Origin of the sequence: Porphyromonas levii DSM 23370, from assembly GCF_000379925.1 — a bacterium.
GTDB lineage: Bacteria > Bacteroidota > Bacteroidia > Bacteroidales > Porphyromonadaceae > Porphyromonas_A > Porphyromonas_A levii.
Map to the genome: position 1 here is coordinate 18,647 of NZ_KB904234.1, position 23,894 is coordinate 42,540.

The following is a 23,894-nucleotide window of genomic DNA, read 5'->3' on the forward strand; positions in this document are numbered from 1 at the left end:
ATGCTAAAAAAGCTTATCTTTGCACTCGTAATTGATAGTTGTAACTTCATAAGAAATTAAGATTGGTATGGCGTACTCCAATAATGTGATGATAATCAGACACCAGCTTTTGGCAAAGCTCGTGCGACTATGGCATGAAAGTCAATTGGTCGAGAAGATAGATCAGGTTCCAATAGAGATGATTCCCAAATTCGGTAAGGATCGGGTTCGTTGTTGTCGCCACAAGGAGCGTGCAGTACTCAAGTATAAGATGCTACCTCTTTTGGGACTAGATATGTCGGATGAGAAGGATGAGCTTACTCCACTATCAGAATATGCTACAATGGCTCTTGAGCGCAAGGAGGTACTGAAGCAAAATTTACTGTGTGTGGTAGACGAAGCTTGTACATCTTGTGTGGACATTAATTATGAGGTATCTAATCTCTGTCGTGGTTGTGTAAGCAAAGCTTGCTACAATGCATGTCCTAAGAAGTGTATTTCCTTTAAGAAGAATGGTCAGGCCGAAATCAACCACGATGAGTGTATAAGCTGTGGTAGGTGCCATGAGTCATGTCCTTATCACTCTATTGTATATATCCCAGTGCCTTGTGAGGAGTCTTGCCCGGTTAAGGCTATTAGCAAAGATGAGCGTGGTATAGAGCATATCAATGAAGATAAGTGTATTTATTGTGGTTCATGCATAAACGCATGCCCCTTTGGTGCTATCTTCGAGATTTCTCAGGTCTTCGATATCCTGCAGGATATCCGTGAGGGCAAGCAAGTCATCGCTCTTGTGGCACCAGCAATATTGGCACAGTACGATGCAGAGCATCAGCAGGTATATAGCGCTATCAAGGGGCTTGGCTTCCATGATGTATTGGAGGTAGCTCAGGGTGCTATGGATACCGTTGAGCACGAAGGGCATGAGCTTATCGAAAAGCTACAGTCTGGTCAAAGCTTTATGACTACTTCATGTTGTCCATCATTCTACGAGGCAATCGATAAGCATATTCCAAAGCTCCACGATTACGTTTCAGACTCAAAGTCTCCAATGTATTATATTGCGGAGAGAGCAAGAGCGAAGTATCCAGATAGCAAGATCGTATTCATTGGCCCATGTGTTGCGAAGCGCAAAGAAGTTCGACGCCCTGGTCAGCAGGTAGACTATGTAATGACTTTCGAAGAGCTAGCCTCTATATTTGATGGCATGGATATCGACCTCAAAGCTCAGGAGCGCTTTGTGCCTGAGTTTACCTCTGTGCGTGAAGCTCATGGATTCGCTGCAAATGGAGGAGTTATGGGTGCCGTTCAGAGCTATTTGCGTACCAATCCAGCAACGGCGGATAAGGTAGATAAGATATCTACTGAGATGATTAGCAACCTTGACAAGCGTACTATTGCTAAGCTAAAGGGCTATGCTGCTAAGGGTAAAGCTGGAGGCCAATTTGTAGAGGTAATGTGCTGCCCAGGTGGCTGTATCCATGGGCCAAGTGCTCATAATGATATTGTCTCCGGCAGGAAACAACTGCAAAAGGAGATGGAGACGATTGACCTCACCTATGCAGATATTAATAAATAAACTCAAAGATGGGGAGAGGTTGTCTGAAGTGGATTTCCTCTCCCTTCTTTCTCTGCCAACTACCGAGATCGAAGAGATAGCTGGGCAGGTGGCGAGGAATCGATTAGGGTACACAGTGTTCCTGCGTGGCCTTATCGAGATATCCAATTATTGTCGCTGCAATTGTTATTATTGTGGTATCCGAAGTGGCAATAAAGAGGTGGTGCGTTATCGTCTGTCGCACGATGAAATATTAGAGACGTGTCAGATAGGAGCAAAGCTAGGGTTTCAGACCTTCGTACTTCAGGGAGGTGAAGACCCCTATTGGAGGGGAGAAAGACTAGTGCAACTCATTACGCAAATACATAAGAGCTACCCTGATATTACCATCACACTATCTTTGGGAGAGATGATGATGGACGAATACCAAGCTCTCTACGAAGCAGGTGCACGTAGATATCTCCTTCGGCATGAGACCATAGATCCCATTCATTTCCAGCAACTACATCCAGTAGATCAGACCATTGCCACTCGCCTAGAGGCGCTTCGCGCTCTCAAAGCAATAGGGTTCGAAACGGGCGTAGGTGGTATGGTCGGTTCCCCAGGGCAGACCCTCCACCATCTAGCTAAGGATCTATGCTTTATACAACAGTTTCAGCCAGATATGATTGGTATTGGTCCCTTTATCCCCCACAATGATACCCCATTTCGCCACTATCCTAGTGGCAGTCTTGATCTTACCCTCCGTATGGTGGCACTTTGTCGGCTCATTTGCCCCAATGCTAATATTCCAGCTACTACTGCAGTAGCGTCCTTAGCTTCCGATGGTCGTCGGAAAACCTTAGATGCAGGAGCTAATGTAGTGATGCCCAATCTCTCACCACCTACATATAGGGATTACTATTCGCTATACAATAACAAAGCTCGCACAGGTAGTGAAGCTGCCGAAGGGCTCACCTTGCTCCGTGCAGAGCTCTCTCAATATGGCTACACTACACTGTAGCCGCTATTCACATTAATATGATATATGCAATACGATAAATTTTCATCCAAAGCAGAGGAGTTTATCCACCATGGTGAGATCCTCGATAGCATTGCCTATGCCGAAGCTAATAAGGACAACATTGCCCTTCAGCGTATAATTATAGAGAAAGGGCGCCAAGCCAAGGGGCTAGAGCATCGCGAAGCGGCTGTGCTTCTTCTTGCTACAGATCCAGAGATAAGGCAAGCTACCGCCGACCTAGCCAATGAAATCAAACATCGCTTCTACGGCAAGCGCATCGTGCTATTTGCGCCCCTCTATCTCTCCAACTATTGTGTCAATGGCTGTACCTACTGCCCCTATCACATGAAGAATAAGAGTATCCCTCGACGTAAGCTTACACAGGAAGAGATTCGCAACGAGGTAATCGCACTGCAAGATATGGGGCACAAACGACTCGCTCTTGAGACTGGCGAACATCCTAAGTACAATACCATGGAGTATCTCCTAGAGTCTATCAAGACTATCTACTCCATCAAGCATAAAAACGGAGCCATCAGGCGTGTCAATGTCAATATTGCTGCAACTACGGTAGAGAACTATCGCCTCCTTCACGAGGCGGGTATTGGTACCTATATTCTCTTTCAGGAGACCTACCACAAAGCCAACTACGAAGCCTTACACCCTACAGGTCCTAAGAGCGATTATGCCTATCATACAGAGGCAATGGATAGAGCAATGGAGGGAGGAATTGATGATGTAGGCTGCGGCGTACTCTTCGGGCTCAATACTTATCTCTACGACTTTATAGGATTATTGATGCATGCCGAGCACCTCGAGGCTAAATATGGGGTAGGTCCCCATACCATTAGTGTTCCTCGTATCTGTCCCGCCGATGATATTGATGTAGAAGATTTCCCCAACTCCATTCCCGATGATATCTTCTTACACATCATTGCGGTAGCACGTATTGCAGTCCCATATACTGGTATTATCGTCTCTACACGTGAGAAGGAATCTGTACGCTCTGCAGCACTCCATGTAGGTGTTTCTCAGGTAAGTGGCGGTTCTCGTACTACGGTAGGCGGGTATGCTTCTCCCTCTGAGGCAGAGAACTCTCAGCAGTTCGAGGTCAACGACCATCGTACCCTCGACGAAGTGGTTGCTTGGCTACTAGAACAGGGACATGTGCCTAGTTTCTGTACTGCATGCTATAGAGAGGGACGTACCGGAGACCGCTTTATGCAGCTCTGTAAGAGCGGACAGATTGGAAATTGCTGTGGTCCCAATGCCCTCATGACCCTTCAAGAGTATATAGAAGACTACGCTTCCCCAGCTACTCGAGCTCTTGCCCAAGAGGCAATCCAGGACGAGCTAGAGCATATCCCGCACCTCAAAGTCCGCTCCATAGCTGCCGAGAGGATTAAGCGTATCAAAGAGGGCGAGCGCGACTTCCGCTTCTAGCAGTTCTTTCTGAGTAAGCGTAATGAGCTGTCTGAGAAAGATAAAGTATATTTTAGGACTTGAATAAGTTGGCTATTGTCGGTATGAAACAGAAGATATCCCAAGGAGATCGTCCCCACATAGTACTATACGGAGAGGTAAATAGCGGTAAGTCGAGCCTCTTCAATCTCCTCCTCGGTCAGGAGGCATCGGTGGTATCCGATATTGCTGGAACTACTACCGATGCGGTCTCCAAGGCTGTGGAACTGCCAGGTATTGGTGCTGTTGTCTTGGTCGATACTCCCGGAGTAGGGGATGAAACCTTATTGGGACAGAGACGAATGGAGGCAACAGAGCGTGCGCTTCGCCGTGCCGATGTGATTCTCTGCCTTGTCCCCCATGGAGCTAAGGTGGATACCAGATTAGAGCAGGAGTATCCTCGTGCCAAAGTCATCTCTATCCAATCTAGTAGAGATAATGAGGAGTATAATGCTCCTCAGAGAAGAGCTAAGGTTATCTCTATGCTTGCCGAAGTGCTTTCGGAGTCAAAGGCAGAGGAGCATACTATTACTGGGTCACTGGTGAAGGCTGGCAATCTTGTAATCCTAGTAATGCCACAAGATAGTGCTGCCCCTAAAGGTCGACTCATATTGCCTCAAGTGCAAACGATTAGAGAGCTTTTGGATAAGCAATGTCAGATGCTCTGTCTCCAGCCATCGGAGTTTTTGCCTGCACTCAATAAGCTCTCGGTATTGCCTGATCTCGTGATTACCGATTCACAAGTGTTTAAGCAAGTAGAGGAGATGGTACCGGATGGGGTGCCACTGACCTCCTTTTCGGTACTCATGAGTGCCTATAAGGGGTCTCTGCCCGAACTACTGGCAGGAGCAAAAGCACTCAACAACTTAGCACCTGATGCTCGTGTCTTGATTGCTGAGGCGTGTAGCCATGCACCCACTTCCGAAGATATTGGGCGTGTAAAGCTCCCAATGATGCTACGGAAGAAGTACGGAGAAGGACTAGTTATTGACCATGTTAATGGTAACGACTTCCCTGCAGATCTTACGAAGTATGACCTCGTTATCCACTGTGGGGCTTGTATGTTTAATCGCCAACACCTACTCAATCGTCAAGATATGGCGGTAGCGCAGAGTGTACCCATGACTAATTACGGGATAGCGATTGCTGCTATCCAAGGAATATTATCTAGAATTGCTTTGCCACAATAATAAAAGATAGATATCATGAATGAGACCAACAACGTTACTCTAAAGGCTTGGCTGAAAAAGTACTTCGACCTCAATAGGGAGAAGGAAAATGAAGAGCAAACGATAGAACAGATTCGTGCCGATGTGGAGTTTAGGGGCGCTAGGGTCTGGATCCTGATATGTGCTATATTTATAGCCTCTATAGGTCTTAATATGAATAGTACTGCAGTGATTATCGGAGCTATGCTTATCTCACCCCTTATGGGACCTATCATAGGATTAGGGCTAGGACTTGGGATTGTCGATTACGAACTAGTGAAGAGGAGCCTTCGCAATTTCGTTTTTGCCGTTGGGGTCGCTATTCTTACCTCCACGCTTTACTTCTTGATTACCCCAATATCTACAGCTCAGTCCGAGATATTGGCTCGTACTCAGCCTACAGTCTATGATCTTTTCATTGCACTACTTGGTGGTATCGCTGGTATTGTGGCGGGTGCCACCCGTACCAAAGGACAAGTCATCCCTGGAGTAGCTATTGCTACAGCCTTGATGCCACCGCTCTGTACAGCAGGGTATGGATTGGGGACAGGGCAGATGTCTTACTTCTTTGGGGCGCTCTACTTATTTATCCTCAATGCCGTATTTATCTGCCTGTCCACTTATGTGATGGTCAAGCTCCTCAACTTCCGAAAGTTTACCTACGTCGATCCCCAGCATGGTAAGCGTATAAATCGCTGGATGATTGTGATTGTCCTCTGTACTACAATCCCCAGTGTGTACTTGGCATCCCAGATGATTAGCAAGAGCATAGAGGAGCAGAGGGTTGCCAGTTTTGTTAAGAACGAAATGGTTATGGAGGATAGCTTCCTTCTTAAGTACGAATACAATAGAGGGGATAGCATCAATACTATTACGGCTTCTATGATAGGTAAGCGCTTGGAGGAGAGTGATCTATTGCTGCTTCAGAAGCGTTTGGTGGACTACGGACTGCGTAATACCCAGCTGAAGATAAGGCAAGGTTATGATGAGAGCATGAGTGAGGAAGTAAGGCACTCTATCCTGAGCGATTTGAAGCAACAGAAGAGTTCTTCGGAGAGTGTTGCCCAGTTCCTACAGCTGAGAAATGACTCGCTTCAATTGCAGCTCAATAAGGAGCAAGCTTTTTACCGAAAGTGCCAAGATGTAAGTGCTGAGGTGAAGCAACTCTTTGATCAGGTATCGAAAGTTGAGGTAGCCCAACTCTATTGTTTTAGTACCGATTCCATGCAAGTCGATACCTTGCCATTTATTCGCTTGCGTATTACCAAGTCGCTTAGTAAAGAGCAGGAAAAGGTGATCAGGAGATGGCTCTCTGTGCGTTTCGAAAATCCAGAAGTGCTCATTGAGAAAGTCAGATAACACTTCAAGTCTGGGTAATATTGCTATCTTTGGACAGAGTTGTATTTAAGAAAGAAAGGTAATTATGATCGAGAATAAGGAGCAGTTGCCACTCATCGGGCATAGTGGCGAGGGATTCGTGGGGTTTGTCCCCAAGATGATGAATAGGCATGGGCTTATCGCTGGAGCTACAGGTACGGGCAAAACCGTGACACTACAATCTCTTGCTGAGACCTTCAGCCAGATGGGTACAGCTGTATTCGCCACAGATATGAAGGGAGATCTCTCTGGGATTGCCAAGGCGGGTGGCAATAAGGAGAGCGTTACGAATCGTGTAGCGCAGTACGGACTAGAGGAGAGGGGTTATAGGTATGCAGGGTGTCCCGTAGAGTTTTGGGATGTCTTCGGAATAAAGGGTAATCCTCTACGCCTCTCAGTATCTAGTTTAGGCCCTTTGTTGTTGGAGCGCCTATTAGGGCTTAATGAGACCCAAGGTGGCGTACTCAATATTATATTCCGTATTGCAGATGAGCAAGGGCTCCTTTTGATAGACCTAGATGACCTCCAGACCATGGTGCGCTTTGTGGGGGACAACCGTAAGGAGTTTATCACCACTTATGGTAATATCTCTCCTGCATCTATAGGGGCAATTCAGCGTGCACTTATGCGCTTGGAAAGTGAGGGTGGGCATCAGTTCTTCGGTATGCCGGATCTTGACCCTGCAGACCTCTTTCGGCAAGTAGACGGGCAAGGGGTCGTTAATATCCTTGCTGCGGACCAGCTAAGCCGTTCGCCAAGGATATATTCGACACTGCTCCTATGGTTACTCTCCAATTTATTTGAGAATCTGCCCGAGGTTGGGGATTTAGATAAGCCCAAGATGGTTTTCTTTTTCGATGAAGCTCATCTCTTATTCAATGATATTAGCCCCGTACTGCTAGAGAAGGTGGAGCAAATAGTCCGTCTAATCCGCTCCAAAGGAGTTGGTATTTACTTTATCACGCAGACCCCTTCGGATGTGCCCGAGAGTGTGCTCGGACAGCTGGGCAATCGCGTGCTACACGCTTTGCGTGCTTATACCCCTAAAGATCAGAAGGCTATCAAGGCAGCTGCCGATGGTTTTCGCCCCAATCCTAAGTTCGATATGCAGGAGACCATCATGGGGCTTGGTACAGGAGAGGCTATAGTGAGTATGCTGGAACCCAAGGGAGCCCCTGGTATTACCGAACGGGTAGCTATTCTTCCGCCTCAGAGTTTCATAGGACCTCTGAGCGAAATAGAGCGTAAAAATCTTATGATGATGTCGTCCCTCTTCAGTAAGTACGCCCAAGAGGTAGACCCTGAAAGCGCTCAAGAGATACTTACAGCACGGATGCTCGCTTCCCAAGAGGCAGCAGATGCGCTCGAAGCGCAGAAGGAGCGTGAGAAGCAATTGAGAGCACAGCAAAAGGCTGAAGCCGAAGCCGCAAGGGCTAAGAAAAATGAGCCTAAGTCTTTTGTGGAGGAAGCACTGGGTACGCTTTTCAAGACAACCAAACGCCAACTGACTACGCAGATAGGACGAGAGATTACACGCACCATCTTTGGAACTTTCTTCGGACGCAAGCGATAGCCATCGATTATATTCTCTAAACTGCTCAAGGTTTGGACTGAATGGAGGGGGTCGTTGTATTAATCATCAAGATTACGATAACGTATATGCTCCCACTGTCCTCCCTAGTTTTATATAAGTCTCTCGCTGGAGAGACTCCAGTCCCTCAGGGGAGAGACTCCAGTCCCTCAGGGGAGAAACTCTAGTCCCTCAGGGGAGAGACTCCAGTCCCTCAGGGGAGAAACTCTAGTCCCTCCCGCGAGGGACTTTTTTTTGCTCAGGCAAGTGCATTCTCTTACTCAGGCGAGTGGAATAAAGTATGCACGCTTTAATTGGTCTATAGTTCGGCTTATGGAATTGACCGCTAGCCCAATTTGGCTTTGCTACTGCTGTGAGGTTATTGTGTAAGTGGGTGATAATGATTCGGAAGAGGCGTGTCTGTGCTCATCGCTATACGTGACCATAATTGGGCGGTAGTAGGTAGAATAGTAGTGTATAGGGGCAATTGTTCAAAACTTAGTCGGTGATTGGTTTGTCGCTTTGGCAATTTTTTGTATCTTTGCCGAGCAATCACCTAAGCGTAGGTAGCGTTCGAGAGAGCGTCATGGTTGTTTTGTTTAATTATATCAGGATAAAGTCATGTACTTGAATTCAGAGAAGAAGCAAGAGATCTTCGAGAAGCACGGGAAGTCTAACACTGATACTGGTTCCGCTGAGAGCCAGATAGCATTGTTCTCCTACCGTATCTCGCATTTGACTGAGCATTTGAAGTCAAATCGAAAGGATTATAATACGTCTCGTGCACTTAAGATGTTGGTAGGTAAGCGTCGCCGCTTGCTCGATTATCTAATGGAGAAGGATATCGAAAGGTATCGCCACATCATCAAAGAGCTTGGCATTCGTCGTTGATTCCAGGAGCGTCTGGAAGCGAGCTTGAGTTTAGATTGAAATTTCTTTCGAGAAGTTTTGGAGATTCGGAAAAGTTTTGTATCTTTGCACTCGCAAAGGTGATGAACGAGTTTTGAGAGACTCAAGCACGGATTGCTTTGAAATTGGCCCATTCGTCTATCGGCTAGGACGCCAGATTCTCATTCTGGAAAGAGGAGTTCGATTCTCCTATGGGCTACAGGTTTTTATTAGGAATAACAGAAGTTTTATACAAGGAATATGGCAAATCATAAGTCTGCGCTAAAAAGAGTAAGACAGAGTAGCACTAGGCGTGTTCGCAACCGTTACTATGGTAAGACGATGCGTAATGCTGTTCGTGACTTCCGCGCACTTACAGATGCTGCTGAGGCTCAGAGCAAGTTGCCAGAGCTTAATTCTCTCCTAGATCGTATGGCATCTAAGGGTAGGATTCATAGGAATAAGGCAGCCAACCTCAAGAGTTCTCTTGCACAGCATGTTAATGCCCTGGCTGTCTAAGCCGTGGAGAAGCGTTTGGGGGCTAATCTGAAATAGCACACTACAGATAGCGTCGTTATAGGTTTGGCCCGTTCGTCTATCGGCTAGGACATCAGATTTTCATTCTGGAAAGAGGGGTTCGATTCCCCTACGGGCTACGATATAAGAGTGCTACGATGGTATCATCGTAGCACTCTTTTTCACTATGTACTAAGCTATAGTATTGGTGCATGTCCTCATTTTTATGTACTTTTGTTTGGTAGACAAGTAGGGGAGCAAGTCAAAGTATGGGTATACAAACTGAGCAAGATTATGGATTGGTAGTTCAGTCGGCTTTTGATCAACTCTTGGCCGACTATCTTAATTCCAATCATCGAAAGCGCACTGATGTAATCGTTAAGGCATTTAACCTTTCACGTGCAGCACATGAGGGAGCAAAGCGAAAGAGTGGGGAGCCATATATTTTGCACCCTATAGCTGTCGCTAGTATTTGTTGTAACGAGATAGGGCTTGGGTCTACCTCAATAGCATCTGCCTTGCTCCATGATGTGGTGGAGGATACAGACTACTCGGTAGAGGATATCCGAGATATGTTTGGTAGTACGATAGCGCGAATTGTAGACGGACTAACCAAACTATCGGGAGAGATATTGGCAGAAGTGATGATGGGTAAGGAGAATGCTTCGGCGCAGCTGGAGAATATTCGTCACCTATTACTGACAGCCAATGATGATATTCGTATCGTTATTGTCAAGATTGCCGACCGTCTGCATAATATGCGTACACTGGGAAGTATGCCGGAGACTAAGCAAGTGAAGATTGCTTCTGAGACACGCCTCTTCTACGCACCTCTGGCAGAGCGACTAGGTATGTATGATATCATGAGCGAGCTCAATGATCTATCGCTCAAATATGACCATCCACAACAGTATCAGGAGATTCAGAAGGAGATAGAGAAGAGTGGACCAAAGAGATCGAGGCTATTCCAGGAGTTTTATGCCGAGGTGAAGGACGACTTGGATCGTACTGGGCTGCAGTACGAGATACAGCATAGGATGAAGGGCATCTATTCTATCTGGATGAAGATGACTAGCAAACAGCTCTCTTTCAGTGAGATTTATGACCTCTATGCTATACGTATCGTCTTCTTTCCAAACTCTCCTGAAACTGAGTACGACGACTGTTTCCGTATCTACCGAGCTATAAGCAAGCACTTCCGTATTAAGGATGACCGTACCCGAGATTGGCTTACAAAACCAAAGGAAAACGGTTATCAGGCTCTGCACATCACTGTAATGGGACCATTGGGTGAGTGGGTAGAGGTACAGATTCGCTCTTATCGAATGCATCAGATGGCAGAGCGCGGACTCGCCGCACACTGGAGATACAAGCAGACTCCCGGGGAGGTCGATGAGATAGAGCAGACTATCCTCAATAATGTTCGTGCACTACTGAGTAATCCTGGGCCTAGTGCTTCGGACGATTACGAGACCATGATGTATAAGTTCGCTACACAGGATATGCTCATCTTTACTAAAGGAGGGGAGCAGATGCGTGTGCCGCAAGACTTCACAGTACTAGACTTCGCCTATAGATTGGGTGAGAAATTTGGCAACCATTGTCTTGGTGCCAAGGTCAATCACGGTATGGTGAACATTGATTACCCTCTTCACAATGGCGATCAGGTAGAGGTGCTCACTGCCTCTAAAGTCCAGCCTCGGGTAGAGTGGCTCAGTTACGTCACTAGTCCACAAGCTAAACGAGCTATTCGTAGCTATCTCATCAATAATCGACGTAAAGACGTAGAGCGTGGCAAGAATATGCTGGAGGCTTTCTTGCGAGAGCACGAGTACGATATCTCGGAAGTCATGCCACACATGGGCTCTATTCTTAACTTCCCCAGTGTAGACGATTTTTATCTCGCTGTGCTAAGGGGTGAAGTTAATCTTGATGAAGAGTTGATTCACAAGTTATTAGAGTTGCACCAAAAAGGTGGATACGGTGGCGAGGATAGGCAACTATGGCTCGACTCCGATGAGACTCAGGTGCCGAGCGTACCTCTAGAAGACCGCAAGAAGATGTATACTCTTACGGCTCGAGATGGGCGTCGCAATTATATCCGTGCACTATGCTGTAAGCCTATCTACGGAGATGAGGTAGATGGGCTCCTAAACGATAAGAACCAAGTAGAGGTTCACAAGAAGAGCTGTCCCAATGCTATAAGGTTCAAAGCAAGCCATGGCGATAAGATACTTGCGGTATCATGGGGTTCTCATGTGCATTCCAACTTCGGTGTCACACTGGAGGTGGAGGGCGTCAATCAAGACGGCTTTGTGCTTAATATCCTCAATTCTATTAGAGAGCTGCATATTCCACTCATTCAGATAGAGTTTTCCAGCTCTATCGATCGCGCTATCGGTAAGATCAGGGTACGTGTGCCCAATCTGTCGGAGTTAAACTATCTGATCCGCAGACTCAAAGAAGAGAATGATTTATTGCGAATACATGTTATCAACAACTAAATACTATGGAGAGAAAAAGAATAATTGCCCCATCGGTACTATCCGCTGACTTCCTTAATCTTGGGCGAGATATCGAGATGCTCAATGCCAGTGAGGCAGAGTGGATTCACCTCGATATCATGGACGGTCGCTTTGTTCCCAACATCTCATTTGGCATACCCGTGGTTCATGCTATACGCAAGGCGACCACCAAGATGCTTGATGTCCACCTCATGATAGAGGAACCAGAGAAGTATATCACCGCTTTTGCAGATGCAGGAGCCGACCTCCTCACTTTGCACTACGAAGCTTCCCGACATCTTCACAGGGCTATGCAGCAAATTCATGACGCAGGGATGCAGGCAGGGGTCGTACTCAACCCTCATACACCAGTAGAACAGCTCTATGATCTCCTCCCATATCTCGATGTCGTATTGCTTATGTCCGTAAATCCAGGTTTCGGAGGACAGAAATTTATTCCCCAGACGCTCGACAAGGTAGCTAGGCTCCGTCGTATGATAGATGAGCGAGACCTTAATGTCGTTATCGAAGTTGATGGTGGCGTCAATGATATCACCGCTCCACAGCTGTTCCAAGCAGGAGCCGAAGCTCTCGTGGCTGGTAGCTACGTCTTTGGGTCGGACAATCCTGCCGAGACCATACGCCAACTCCTTCAAGCCTAGCCTACAGCACGCATGCCTTGACACCCCAGTCCCCCTTATTCCCACTCATAGGCTATCGGCATCGCCCTGCGCTTAGGCTCCTCATCGGATGCCTCCTCGGTATTGTCCTCTATGAAAGTGGTTACTTCCTATGGGGCAGCATTGTGCTAGGTGCATCATCCATCATAGCACTGATATTATCAAAGAGAATACCCACGATAGAGCTACTCATGTGGCTTTCTATCGTGGGTATTCTCTTTGGCGCTTACCTCTCACTACGTGCCCGACCCATTGATCGCCTTCCCTTAGGGAGCACCCTTTATCAGGCACCCATACGTATCCTCTACCCCATAGGAGCTAGTGCCGAGAGCCAAATAAAGTACAAAGCTCAGATACAGCTACCACAGGGACAATGGCTCACGATTCAGCTCCATTCTCCCAAAGAGATACCAGACTGCTATGGCAAAGAAGGGCTGGCAACCCTAGACCTCTCATCCCTCCATACGATTACGAGTCGAGGTTACCGTAACTACCTCAAGAGCGAAGGCGTCCAAGCCGAAGGACATCTCCATACCCTTCACACCCTCCAGCCAATGTCCCATCCACCGCTTATCAGTCGTCTACAGCGGTTCCGGCAATACCTTATCGATAGCTTTGAGCTACAAGCTCATTGCCATATCCCATGGCAAGATCGAGGCTTAATCTATGCCCTTGCCCTAGGTGATAGATCCTATCTTTCCAAAGACCTAAAGAAGCAGTTTGCCGCCTCGGGTGTAGCTCATATCCTAGCCGTTAGTGGCTACCACCTCGGTATTGTCTATGGACTCCTAAGTCTCCTTATGGGCAAACTCCTTTGGCGCCATCGTTATCGCCACTACCGTTATGGGCTCATCCTCCTTTCCCTCGTCCTGTATACCATCCTTACTGGTGCCTCAGTTGCCACCGTACGTGCGCTTCTTATGAGTAGCATCATCTTAGGAGCCAAGTTGATAGAACGCCCTGTCGACCCCATCCAAATGCTCTCCCTTATCCTGCTACTCCTCCTATTCCACAACCCCTTTGCGTACTATAGCATCGGTCTACTCCTCAGTGTTAGCGCCGTTTGGGGCATCTATACCTTTGCCTTTCTCATAAAGCTATATCTTAGACCACACAACCGTAGACTCCAATGGCTTTCTACCCTAATCGCTATTAGTCTATCTGCCCAAGTCGGAGTCCTACCAATACTCCTTACCAGTTTTGGTGCCGCTTCCCTAAGCTTCTTATGGAGCAATATCCCTATAACGATTCTCACAAGCCTTCTTATCCCTGTTGCACTCCTTAGCTTCCTAATAGTACAAGTATTTGGGAGCCTTCCCACATTCCTTCTTGTTGTCCTCCGCTACCTTGCCTCCGCTACGGAAACACTAACTTATCTCTTTACTCCAGAGTACTACGGCATCAATCTTCATGCCCAATTGCATCCACTCGTCCTGCTTCTCTATTATCCCCTCGTATACCTCCTCTATCGGAAGTTCTATCAATACGCCTTTCGCCATAGGATGTGGCATAGCAAGGCCACCCAAAGAGAAACTTTCTGGTAGGCTTTAGCCATTAAGGCAACAAAGAGAAGTGCATGTACGAGGTCTGCAAATCTCAGTCCTCATACATGCACTTCTCTCCTAGTCCCTTCCTAGTATTGTCGTCTTACTTGAGAATGTTACACGAAAGCGACGCCGTAGTTTGCTTTCGTGCAAAGGCCCTACTTATTCACTTCTAGAGCATATTTCATACGCCTTATCGCCTCAGGAATGCCCAAGACATGGATAATCTCATGAATCTTTGCGCCACGACCTTCGCCCACTAGTGCCATACGCATGCCGTTCATCACCTTGCCCATTGGTAGCGACTCATCGCCATTGATGCGTGCATATAGAGCCCGCTCTATCTCCTCTGCCGAAGCCTCTTTATCTAGAGACTCTAGTAGAGCTATCATCTCGCGGATGTATACAGGTGTCTCCTCCTTCCAGTGCTTCTTCATTCCCTTCTCCTCGAACGTCTCAGGAGCTAAAAAGAAGTAGCGAATCTCGCGAACGAAGTCGGGTAGTAGCTGCACTTTCTCTTTCGCTGTCCCAATGGCTTCTTGTAGTTTTTCTTCAGATGGATATAGCTCGTCAGCCTCCAGCATTGGGCGAACTATTTTAGAGAGTTCCTCCAAAGAGAGTTCCTGAATGTACTGGTGGTTGAACCACTTTGCCTTCTCGAAGTCAAACCTAGCCCCGCTCTTGCTACATCTATCAAGCGTGAATAGCTTTGCCAGCTCCTCCATCGAGAAAATCTCCTGTTCTGTACCAGAGTTCCACCCAAGTAGAGCTAGGAAATTGACTACCGCATTGGGCAAATAGCCTTGCTCACGATAGCCCATAGATACTGCGCCATCAGTAGGGTCTACCCACTCTAGTGGGAAAACAGGGAATCCCAGTTTGTCTCCATCGCGTTTGCTGAGCTTACCATTGCCTGTAGGCTTTAGGATTAAAGAGAGGTGGGCAAACTCAGGTGCCTTCCAGCCAAATGCCTCATACAGCAATACATGTAGCGGAGCACTTGGCAACCACTCCTCACCTCTAATCACATGAGTTACCTCCATCAGGTGGTCATCCACGATATTGGCAAGGTGGTAAGTAGGAAGCTCATCGCTGCTCTTGTAGAGTACCTTATCATCGAGGATGTTAGAATTAATCACCACACGACCTCTTATCAGATCCTGCACCTCCACATCCCTATCTGGTTCTACCAAGAAGCGCACCACATACTCAGCCCCACTCCCTAGTAGGCGCTCAACTTCTTCCTTTGGTAGCGATAGACTATTTCTCATCTTGCCACGAGTGAGCGCATCGTAGCTGAAGTTATCTGCTGCGTTACGTGCTGCCTCTAGCTCTTCCACTGTGTCGAAAGCATAATACGCCTTCCCAGCTTGCAAGAGCTCCTGTACGTAGCCCTTATATATTTCTCTACGCTCACTTTGGCGGTAAGGTCCCATAGGCTGGTTGTCCGTCCCTATCCCCTCATCTATTCCGATACCGAGCCACCGAAGCGACTCCACGATATATGCCTCAGCACCAGGGACAAATCGCTTACTATCTGTGTCCTCGATACGCAGTATCATAGTGCCTCCATGATGGCGTGCAAAGAGATAATTAAAGAGGGCAGTCCTTACACCGCCAATATGCAAAGCACCCGTAGGGCTGGGCGCAAACCTTACTCTTACCATAATTGATTCGTAATTTACTTCATTATTAAACGACACGACAAAGATACTAAAATACACTGCAGGTTACTACAGCCATAAGCCTAAATTTGTAATAAGCCCCCAACCCCCTGAAGGAGGCTATTTCCACTGCCACATAACAGCATAAGTCCCCTTCAGATGGTGGGTTACGAACCTCCGGGGTTAATTGCCTATACTCATTGACTATATACCCTTGTTTGCGCCTCTGGCGAGCGCTCACTGTGAATAGCCATAGTAGCCAAATTTATTCCTAGGAATAAATAAAACTTTTCCTAGAGATAAATATTTTTATTTGTACAGAAAAATAAATTTATTCCTAGGAATAAATTTTACCGCAAGCGCGATTCGTTGCAAGTACTTGCCTATGAGCTATTTGGGAATATACGATAGACGTTTGGATTGGGTGTATTCTTGAGGTGCTGCAGAGCTTTGTTTTGTCTTAGTTTTCTGATTGTTTATTTCCATTGATAATCGTTATCTTTGAGCATTGAGAGGGGGAGTTACTCTTTAGCATAGAGACGTTATGAAGATAATACATACGGGAGATTGGCACTTGGGTCAGTCGCTCCTTGGTGTGGATAGGCATTGGGAACAGGCATTATTTTTGGACTGGCTTTTGGCACAATTGGTACAAGAAGAGCCCGATTTGCTATTAGTAGCTGGGGATATCTTCGATAGTCCGAATCCTGCAGCGCGTGCTAGTGCACTCTACTATCGTTTTTTAGCTCAACTGTCTACCTTGGCACATCGGCCTCAGGTCGTGATTATCGCGGGTAATCACGATTCCGCTTCTAGGCTAGAAGCCCCTAGGGAGCTTCTCGAACAATTGGATATTCAGGTGAGAGGGGTAGTGCGCAAGACAGAAGAAGGGACTATAGACTACAATTCTCTTATGATTCCCCTAAGAGGAGGCGGGACTTGTTTGGCTGTTCCCTACCTTAGACAGGGGGATTATTTATCAGATAGGGGTTATGCCGATGGGGTGCGGATGTTTTATCAAGAGTTAGTGGCGCAAGTGCCTAACGATTGTACCCCTATCATCGCTATGGGGCATCTGCATGTAGTAGGCGGAGAGGTACTTCCCGATGACCATTCAGAAAGGGCTATTGTAGGCGGTCTGGAGTATGTCCCTGTGGAGGCTTTCTCGGAGCGCATAGCCTACACTGCTCTGGGGCATCTCCATAGGTCTCAGAGGGTAGGGGGGACAGAGCAGATACGATATTCTGGAGCACCTCTCCCTATGTCCTTCACTGAGGAGCACTACAGCCAAGGGGTACTCCTAGCAGAGTTGGATAATGAGTGCACAGAAGTGCGTACTATTTCTTACCCTTCACCATTAGAATTGAAGACCATTGGTCCTAATAGCAAGCAGAAGGTGCTAGATGAGATTAGCGCTCTCCCCGACCTTTCCGAGGGTGAAGAACTAGCCAAAGAAGCGCCTTTGCTTAGGGTGCTGGTGGAGCTATCGGAGCCAGAGCCTGCTTTGCGTGCAGAGCTGGAGGCAGCGCTTAAGGGGAAACGGGCAAGGTTGGTATTGGCTCAGCCTCTATACCCCTCTAGCGTAGGGAGGCAGGAGTTGCGTTCGCTAGAGGTGTTGGAGCGTGCATCCGAGCTAGAAGTGGCTGAGCAGGCTTTCAGCCAAAGATATGGCGGGGCTGAGATGCCCGATGAGATGCGGGCATTACTATCCATGGTAATTAGTGAAATACAGGAAGACGAGGACATATGAAGCTATTGGCAGTAAGAGGGATGAACCTCGCCTCTCTTGAGGGGGAATTTGAGATAGACTTCGGTCAGGAGCCATTGAAATCGGCAGGGCTATTTGCTATCACTGGGAGCACAGGAGCAGGAAAGAGTACCTTGCTCGATGCTATTACGCTAGCGCTCTATGGCGAGGTACCTAGACTAGTAGCCGCTAGTGGAAAGCGAGAAGGAGATGAGGAGCTAACGCCCAAGGATGCCCGCCGAATATTGAGACGTGGTATGGGTGAAGGGTATGCCGAAGTGGACTTTGAAGCGGTAGATGGACTAGAGTATCGTAGTCGTTGGTCGGTATGGCGTGCAGGACGTAAACCCGCGGGACGTATACAGGGTGAGCAAATAGCTGTAACGGAGCTAAAGGGCGGCCATCAATTACAAGGTAATAATCGGGAACTTAGGGAGCAACTAGAGCACTTGGTGGGACTATCTTTCGATCAGTTTCGACGAACCATCCTCCTTGCTCAGGGCGACTTCGCAGCTTTCCTTAGAGCAGAGGAGCGCGAGAAGACTCAGATCTTAGAGAAAGTAACGGGTACCGATATTTACCGTCGTATATCTATGCGTCTCTATGAAAGAAATAGAGAGGCTCAGGCTGCGATTGAGCAGTTAGATAGCCAAATAAATCAGCTGATGCCATTACCGGAGGAGGTATTGCATGAGAAGCAGAGCAGACTCAAGGAGATTGCACAAACGCAAACGGAACTGAGTAAACAGAAGGAGTTTTGCAAGAGTAGTCTGGCATGGTTGGAGGAGCATTCTCGAAGGACACGTGCTGTAGAGGAGGGAAAAATAGCATTGTCCTCAGCTCGTAAAGCACATGATTCGGCCGATCCTCTTCGATCCGAACTGAATGCGGTAGAAGCTGTATTACCTATCGCTCCTACTTATAAGGAGAAGAAGGATAAGGAACAGCAACTCAAAGATAATAAGTATGAACAACAGCAACTGGAGCAGGAACTGCATGACCTCCAAGCTGACCTTGTGGCTATGGACACCAAGATTGATGAGGCAAAAATACGGATGGTATCGGCAGAGGAAGTAATTGCAGAGAGCGAACCTATGCTGAGTGAGGCAAGGCGTCTTGATGTGGCTTTGCAACAAAAGAAGGAGGATAGCCAGAGGCTGAACCGCGTGCTGAAAGCGAAGAGTACGGAGCAATTAAGTCGCCAAGTGCTTGCGTTACAAGAGACTCAGGCAGAGATTACTAAGGTTAGTGAGCAGATGGAGGTGCTCCAGCGCTCTCTCTCGGTCGAAGTATCGCACCTAAGGTCGAAGCTGGTCGATGGTACGCCTTGTCCAGTGTGCGGTGCGCTGCACCATCCTTCTGCGAGTGAGCAAGCTCCGATTGCTGAGGAGGAGGAACGACAGGAGGTTTCGGCTCGTCTCTTGAAGCTACGAGAGAAGGCGGAAGGATTGCGAGAGGAAATAGGGGGGCTTCGGAAGTCGGTACAGCTGGAGGAGGAAGCAAGGAAGGAGCTGTCTGAGGTAAAGGAGTCTTACAAAAGTATTGAGGCACAGCGCAAAGCCTACTTCGATGGAAAGGCGGTGGATAGTGTGGTTCAGGAGCAGGCTAAAGCCTTGAAGTCTGCTCAAAAGGAGTATGATAAGCTATCTGGAGAGCGGTTAGAAAAGGTATTGGCTGAGAAAACAGCGTCAGTTAAGCTCGACGAGCTCTCCAAGCAGAAGAAGCTATTGGAGACTACTCTTGTTGCATTGAATGATGCCGTGAGCACTTTCTTATCTGACAGAGAGGACAGTCTGAGCACTGCGGAACTGGACACCCTTTTGGCGCATGATAGTAAGTGGATAAGCTCGGGAAGACAGAAGTTGAAGCACCTTGATGAGCAATTGCAGAAAGCAATACTCGTAGTCCAAGAGCGTGAAAGACTACTTCAAGAGCATATACAGCATTCGGATAAACCAGTGGACTCTCTACTTCCCGAGACAGTGAAGGCCCAGATGCAACAGGTGGAACAGCAACTCAAGACTTTTGCAACAGAGGAAAAAGAGATGGCTCTAGAATTGGCTAAGGATAGCGATACACGAGAGAGGTTGGTACAATTGATAGCTCAGAGAGAGGCACAGGCGCCAAAAGTAAAGCTATGGGCGCAGCTCAATGATTTGCTGGGATCCGCTTCGGGTGATAAGTTTGCTAAGATAGCTCAGCGCTATACGATCTCCAATCTATTGGGGTATGCCAATAAGCATTTGCAGACGATAGCGCCCCGTTATAGACTGAAACAGGTGGATCCCGATTCGCTCAACCTCGTGGTAGTGGATACCTATATGATGGATGAGGAGCGTACGGTCTTCTCTCTGTCAGGAGGCGAGACTTTCTTGGTTTCTCTTGCTCTTGCTCTTGGGCTGTCGTCTCTTTCTAGTCGTCACATGCGTATCGGGTCCCTTTTTATAGATGAGGGATTTGGTAGTCTGGATGGCGATACCTTGGCGGTAGCGCTCGATGCCTTGGAGAGCCTTCAAAGCCAGCAGGGTAGGTTGGTAGGTGTTATCTCGCATGTGCAGGAGATGAACGAACGTATCTCTACTCAGATTCAGGTGCAGAGCAATGGTAGGGGAGGAAGCAAGATTGTGATAAAGGGAGCCTAGACGGTATTCCCTCCGTTCGGATTAGGGAAATCTTGTCTAGGTGTTAGAAATGTAGTAAATTTGATGAGGGAAAATTAATCACTATAATTAGGTATATATGGCAGGTAAGGAATTTCATTATCAAGAGATGTTCCCACTAGGGAAGGAGAAGACAGAGTACTACTTATTGACAGATAAGTATGTGAGTACTTCGGAATTTGAGGGGGAGACTATACTCAAGGTGGAGTATGAGGGTATTCGTCAGATGATGAAGCAGGCGTTTCACGATGTGAGCTTCTATCTCCGTCCAGACCACCAGAGAATGGTGCTGAAGGTATTGAACGATCCTGAGTCTTCAGAAAATGATAAGTTTGTGGCACTGACTTTCCTCCGCAATGCTGAGGTGAGTGCTAAGGGGTTGTTGCCCTTTTGCCAAGATACAGGAACGGCCATTGTCTTAGGGAAAAAGGGACAAAGGGTATGGACAAACTTCACGGATGAGGAGGCTATCTCGCATGGTATTTATGATACGTACCAGGAGGATAATCTGCGCTACTCGCAGAATGCACCGCTGAGTATGTATGAGGAGGTGAACACTAAGACAAATCTGCCAGCGCAGATAGACCTGATGGCAATTGAGGGAGACGAGTATAAATTCCTCTGCATAGCTAAGGGTGGCGGATCGGCCAATAAGACTTATTTGTATCAGGAGACAAAGGCGGTACTCAACCCTGAGACATTGGTGCCTTTCCTAGTAGAGAAGATGAAGTCCTTGGGTACGGCAGCATGTCCGCCTTATCACCTTGCTTTTGTGATTGGGGGTACTTCGGCAGAGACGAACCTTAAGACAGTGAAGCTGGCTAGTGCTAAGTATTATGACGAACTGCCTACTACAGGTAATGAGTATGGTAGGGCTTTCCGTGATGTGGAGCTTGAGGCTAAGCTACTTGAAGAGGCTCATAAGATGGGCTTGGGCGCACAGTTCGGTGGCAAGTACTTTGCTCATGACGTTCGTGTTATCCGTCTGCCACGCCATGGCGCATCGGTGCCTATTGGTATGGGGGTGAGCTGCTCTGCCGATAGAAATATTAAAGCTAAGATCAATAAGGAGGGTATTTGGATTGAGAAACTAGAGACGAACCCTGCTAGTCTTATCCCAGAGGAGTACCGCAATGGTCTTGAGGGTGAGGTTGTAAAGGTGGATTTGAACCGTCCGATGAAGGATATTCTTGCTCAGCTAGATCAGTACCCAGTCTCTACTCGTCTATCCTTGAGTGGTACTATTATCGTAGGTCGTGATATCGCACATGCGAAACTCAAAGAGAGAGTAGATAGGGGCGAGGGCTTGCCACAGTATATCAAGGATCATCCAATTTACTATGCTGGACCAGCTAAAACTCCAGAGGGAATGCCTTCTGGTTCGTTTGGCCCGACTACGGCTGGTCGTATGGATAGCTATGTAGACTTGTTCCAAGAGAATGGTGGCAGTATGGTGATGATTGCTAAGGGTAATCGTAGCCAGCAAGTCACCGATGCTTGCCATAAGTATGGAGGCTTCTACCTAGGTAGTATCGGTGGTCCTGCAGCCATCTTAGCACAGGAGAGTATTAAACACGTGGAGGTGCTAGAGTACCCAGAATTGGGTATGGAGGCTATCTGGAAGATAGAGGTAGAGGACTTCCCTGCCTTTATCCTTGTGGATAATAAGGGTAACGACTTCTTTAAGCAACTCAAGCCATTGAAGTAAGTCATATAAATTGTATAGCGAGGTGGCTGCGGGAAGAATTCTTTCTGCAGCCACCTCGGTTTTGTAGAACAATAAGTAGTAAATATCTGTTTCATGAGCAGAGACATATATATTACGGAATAAGATTAGATGATGAATAAGAATATAGAGAAGGTGCTAGATGTAGCACTAAAACGGAGAAGCCATTACGCTTTAGGAGTGGGTGTCTCCTCAGGAGGAGGTTGAGGACTTGCTGAAGGCAGTGCTGCGAGGTGTACCGACACACTTTAATAGCCAGTCTGTACGTATGGTATTACTAACGGGTGATGCCCACCGCAAGCACTGGGAGTTAGTGGAGCGAATCCTGATTGAGCAGATAGGTGAGGAGCTATACAATACTGGCACTAAGGGTAAGATTCATGACTCCTTTATGAGCGGTGTAGGTACTGTATTATTTTTTGAGGAGTCTACAATCACTGAGGGATTGAGTGCAAAGATGCCGCTCTACGCAGCGAACTTTGCAAAGTGGGCTCAACAGGTTCAGGGGTCGCACCAATGGGCAGTATGGTTGGGCTTGACGGAGCTTGGCTTTGGGGCAAGTCTTCAGCACTATATCGGTATTGATGATGCCGCCATTAAGGCACAAGTAGGGGCACCTGAGGCGTGGGAGTTTATCGCACACATGCCATTTGGAAAGCCACTTGATACCCCAGAGGTCAAGCCCAAGACCTCGATGGATGAATTGCTAAAGGTATTTGGATAAGTAACATAGTTGATTTAGGTTATTGTTTTTCTCCCTCACCCATGAGACAAGTGGGTGGGGGAGTTTTTATATTGCTTAATGTGTGGTAAATAAAGCTAAGAGAGTATGAAAGTTGAGTCTATAGGCATAAAATGGATTATCTTTGTCTCGGATTCCTAAATGAGTCGTATTATATTGGGTAATAGAAGTTATATACAGAAGTTTTTCTTACTCTTGCTGTTTTTTATAGCAGTGAGCCCGTCTGTTGTAGCCCAAGTGGTAGAGAAGAGTAGTATCCCTGCGCCTGTGGTTAAGGGTTATATTGTGCCAGCTACAGTATTCGATGGTGATACTATGCCCAATCTCTCTCTTCCTGTAGTGCATATATTTAAGCCACTGAGACTAGATACTAGGGAACAACAGTTGGCGTATCGTCGCTTGGTGAGAGACGTAAAGAAGGCTCTTCCTTTTGCCAAAATCGTATCGGCGACTTTGATGGAGACCTATGAATATATGGAAACTCTGCCAACGGAGCGTGATAAGACACGGCACGTGCGTCAGCTTGAAAAGGATCTATTGAAGCAGTTTACCCCGCAGCTTAGAAAACTGACGCTAAACCAAGGAAAGCTATTGATAAAATTGATAGAGCGTGAGACCGGAACTAGTAGTTACGGTCTTATTGATGCCTTTCTCGGTCGTTTCTCCGCAGGTTTTTGGAATACCTTGGCAAATACTTTTGGTGCATCTCTCAAGACAACATGGGAGCCTGAAGGGGAAGATGCTGTCATAGAGCGAGTTTGTATCATGGTAGAGCGAGGATATATATAGTCTCCATCAATAATTAGTTTTACACATCTGCTGATAATGATAAGGCGAGGGCATCAACCTTCGCTAGTCATCCCTTTACCGTCCTCGCCTAATTGCATGACCATTTATATACACTAAATGGTCTTATGCTCTAGCTAAATGGCTTAATAATTGTGGCCCAATCATTTACCTATTTAGTATATCGTTGTCTTCCAGTGGTGGAAGCGTATGAACGATTACAAACTACACGCTGACGATTGCTGAAAAATGAGGAATGTGATTTATTAACAATGTGATTT

General features: G+C 47.1%; 16 protein-coding genes, 2 tRNA genes and 1 pseudogene. 18 read left to right on the top strand and 1 reads right to left on the bottom strand.

What is annotated here, in order from left to right:
- The first annotated feature begins 67 nt into the window (after window positions 1–67).
- The 13 genes from A3GG_RS0102320 (at window position 68) to A3GG_RS0102385 (ending at window position 14,288) form a co-directional block, all read left to right on the top strand.
- Window positions 68–1,558: a monomeric [FeFe] hydrogenase gene (locus A3GG_RS0102320; protein WP_018357720.1), complete on the top strand. Its 1,491-nt coding sequence runs from the start codon at window positions 68–70 to the stop codon at window positions 1,556–1,558.
- Entirely contained in the window at window positions 1,539–2,540 is a 1,002-nt protein-coding gene (gene hydE, locus A3GG_RS0102325; RefSeq protein ID WP_018357721.1) for a [FeFe] hydrogenase H-cluster radical SAM maturase HydE, read from the top strand. Before A3GG_RS0102320 ends, hydE begins: the two co-directional genes overlap by 20 nt.
- Window positions 2,541–2,564: 24 nt before the next feature.
- Window positions 2,565–3,983, top strand: coding sequence for a [FeFe] hydrogenase H-cluster radical SAM maturase HydG (gene hydG, locus A3GG_RS0102330; protein ID WP_018357722.1), 1,419 nt, complete (start codon window positions 2,565–2,567; stop codon window positions 3,981–3,983).
- A gap of 83 nt (window positions 3,984–4,066) precedes the next feature.
- Window positions 4,067–5,191, top strand: a complete 1,125-nt coding sequence (gene hydF / locus A3GG_RS0102335; protein WP_018357723.1) for a [FeFe] hydrogenase H-cluster maturation GTPase HydF — start codon at window positions 4,067–4,069, stop codon at window positions 5,189–5,191.
- Between the two features lie 15 nt (window positions 5,192–5,206).
- Window positions 5,207–6,568 (top strand): TIGR00341 family protein, encoded by a 1,362-nt coding sequence (locus A3GG_RS0102340; protein ID WP_018357724.1) that lies wholly within the window; start codon window positions 5,207–5,209, stop codon window positions 6,566–6,568.
- 64 nt (window positions 6,569–6,632) lie between these two features.
- Entirely contained in the window at window positions 6,633–8,159 is a 1,527-nt protein-coding gene (locus tag A3GG_RS0102345; RefSeq protein WP_018357725.1) for a helicase HerA-like domain-containing protein, read from the top strand.
- A 618-nt stretch (window positions 8,160–8,777) separates the two neighbouring features.
- A complete protein-coding gene (gene rpsO, locus A3GG_RS0102350; protein ID WP_018357726.1) occupies window positions 8,778–9,047 on the top strand; it encodes a 30S ribosomal protein S15 in 270 nt (89 codons plus the stop codon).
- A gap of 145 nt (window positions 9,048–9,192) precedes the next feature.
- Window positions 9,193–9,264 (top strand) — tRNA-Glu (locus A3GG_RS0102355).
- Window positions 9,265–9,305: 41 nt separating this feature from the next.
- Complete coding sequence (rpsT, locus tag A3GG_RS0102360; RefSeq protein ID WP_018357727.1) at window positions 9,306–9,563, top strand: 30S ribosomal protein S20; 258 nt, start codon at window positions 9,306–9,308, stop codon at window positions 9,561–9,563.
- Between the two features lie 65 nt (window positions 9,564–9,628).
- A tRNA-Glu gene (locus tag A3GG_RS0102365) sits at window positions 9,629–9,700 on the top strand.
- 129 nt (window positions 9,701–9,829) lie between these two features.
- A complete protein-coding gene (locus A3GG_RS11655; protein ID WP_018357728.1) occupies window positions 9,830–12,064 on the top strand; it encodes a RelA/SpoT family protein in 2,235 nt (744 codons plus the stop codon).
- Between the two features lie 5 nt (window positions 12,065–12,069).
- A complete protein-coding gene (gene rpe / locus A3GG_RS0102375; RefSeq protein ID WP_018357729.1) occupies window positions 12,070–12,726 on the top strand; it encodes a ribulose-phosphate 3-epimerase in 657 nt (218 codons plus the stop codon).
- Between the two features lie 17 nt (window positions 12,727–12,743).
- Complete coding sequence (locus A3GG_RS0102385) at window positions 12,744–14,288, top strand: ComEC/Rec2 family competence protein (RefSeq protein ID WP_156808648.1); 1,545 nt, start codon at window positions 12,744–12,746, stop codon at window positions 14,286–14,288.
- Between the two features lie 158 nt (window positions 14,289–14,446).
- Here A3GG_RS0102385 and gltX read toward each other — a convergent pair whose 3' ends face one another.
- Window positions 14,447–15,955, bottom strand: a complete 1,509-nt coding sequence (gltX, locus tag A3GG_RS0102390) for a glutamate--tRNA ligase (protein ID WP_018357731.1) — start codon at window positions 15,953–15,955, stop codon at window positions 14,447–14,449.
- A 541-nt stretch (window positions 15,956–16,496) separates the two neighbouring features.
- Here gltX and A3GG_RS0102395 point away from each other — a divergent pair.
- The 5 genes and pseudogenes from A3GG_RS0102395 (at window position 16,497) to A3GG_RS0102415 (ending at window position 23,616) form a co-directional block, all read left to right on the top strand.
- A complete protein-coding gene (locus A3GG_RS0102395) occupies window positions 16,497–17,702 on the top strand; it encodes a metallophosphoesterase family protein (RefSeq protein WP_018357732.1) in 1,206 nt (401 codons plus the stop codon).
- Between the two features lie 32 nt (window positions 17,703–17,734).
- Window positions 17,735–20,341: pseudogene (locus A3GG_RS0102400) on the top strand (AAA family ATPase); the annotation flags it as partial.
- A gap of 97 nt (window positions 20,342–20,438) precedes the next feature.
- Window positions 20,439–22,067: a fumarate hydratase gene (locus A3GG_RS0102405; RefSeq protein WP_018357734.1), complete on the top strand. Its 1,629-nt coding sequence runs from the start codon at window positions 20,439–20,441 to the stop codon at window positions 22,065–22,067.
- Between the two features lie 241 nt (window positions 22,068–22,308).
- The gene (locus tag A3GG_RS12585; protein ID WP_248637643.1) at window positions 22,309–22,809 is read left to right on the top strand and encodes a nitroreductase family protein; all 501 of its coding nucleotides are present in this window, start codon (window positions 22,309–22,311) and stop codon (window positions 22,807–22,809) included.
- 159 nt (window positions 22,810–22,968) lie between these two features.
- A complete protein-coding gene (locus tag A3GG_RS0102415; RefSeq protein WP_018357736.1) occupies window positions 22,969–23,616 on the top strand; it encodes a DUF4294 domain-containing protein in 648 nt (215 codons plus the stop codon).
- The last annotated feature ends 278 nt before the right edge of the window (window positions 23,617–23,894 follow it).

Coding starts and splice junctions, on each gene's coding strand:
- A3GG_RS0102320 (WP_018357720.1), top strand. CDS start 68: ATGGCGTACTCCAATAATGTGATGATAATCAGACACCAGCTTTTGGCA.
- hydE (WP_018357721.1), top strand. CDS start 1,539: ATGCAGATATTAATAAATAAACTCAAAGATGGGGAGAGGTTGTCTGAA.
- hydG (WP_018357722.1), top strand. CDS start 2,565: ATGCAATACGATAAATTTTCATCCAAAGCAGAGGAGTTTATCCACCAT.
- hydF (WP_018357723.1), top strand. CDS start 4,067: ATGAAACAGAAGATATCCCAAGGAGATCGTCCCCACATAGTACTATAC.
- A3GG_RS0102340 (WP_018357724.1), top strand. CDS start 5,207: ATGAATGAGACCAACAACGTTACTCTAAAGGCTTGGCTGAAAAAGTAC.
- A3GG_RS0102345 (WP_018357725.1), top strand. CDS start 6,633: ATGATCGAGAATAAGGAGCAGTTGCCACTCATCGGGCATAGTGGCGAG.
- rpsO (WP_018357726.1), top strand. CDS start 8,778: ATGTACTTGAATTCAGAGAAGAAGCAAGAGATCTTCGAGAAGCACGGG.
- rpsT (WP_018357727.1), top strand. CDS start 9,306: ATGGCAAATCATAAGTCTGCGCTAAAAAGAGTAAGACAGAGTAGCACT.
- A3GG_RS11655 (WP_018357728.1), top strand. CDS start 9,830: ATGGGTATACAAACTGAGCAAGATTATGGATTGGTAGTTCAGTCGGCT.
- rpe (WP_018357729.1), top strand. CDS start 12,070: ATGGAGAGAAAAAGAATAATTGCCCCATCGGTACTATCCGCTGACTTC.
- gltX (WP_018357731.1), bottom strand. CDS start 15,955: ATGGTAAGAGTAAGGTTTGCGCCCAGCCCTACGGGTGCTTTGCATATT.
- A3GG_RS0102395 (WP_018357732.1), top strand. CDS start 16,497: ATGAAGATAATACATACGGGAGATTGGCACTTGGGTCAGTCGCTCCTT.
- A3GG_RS0102405 (WP_018357734.1), top strand. CDS start 20,439: ATGGCAGGTAAGGAATTTCATTATCAAGAGATGTTCCCACTAGGGAAG.
- A3GG_RS0102415 (WP_018357736.1), top strand. CDS start 22,969: ATGAGTCGTATTATATTGGGTAATAGAAGTTATATACAGAAGTTTTTC.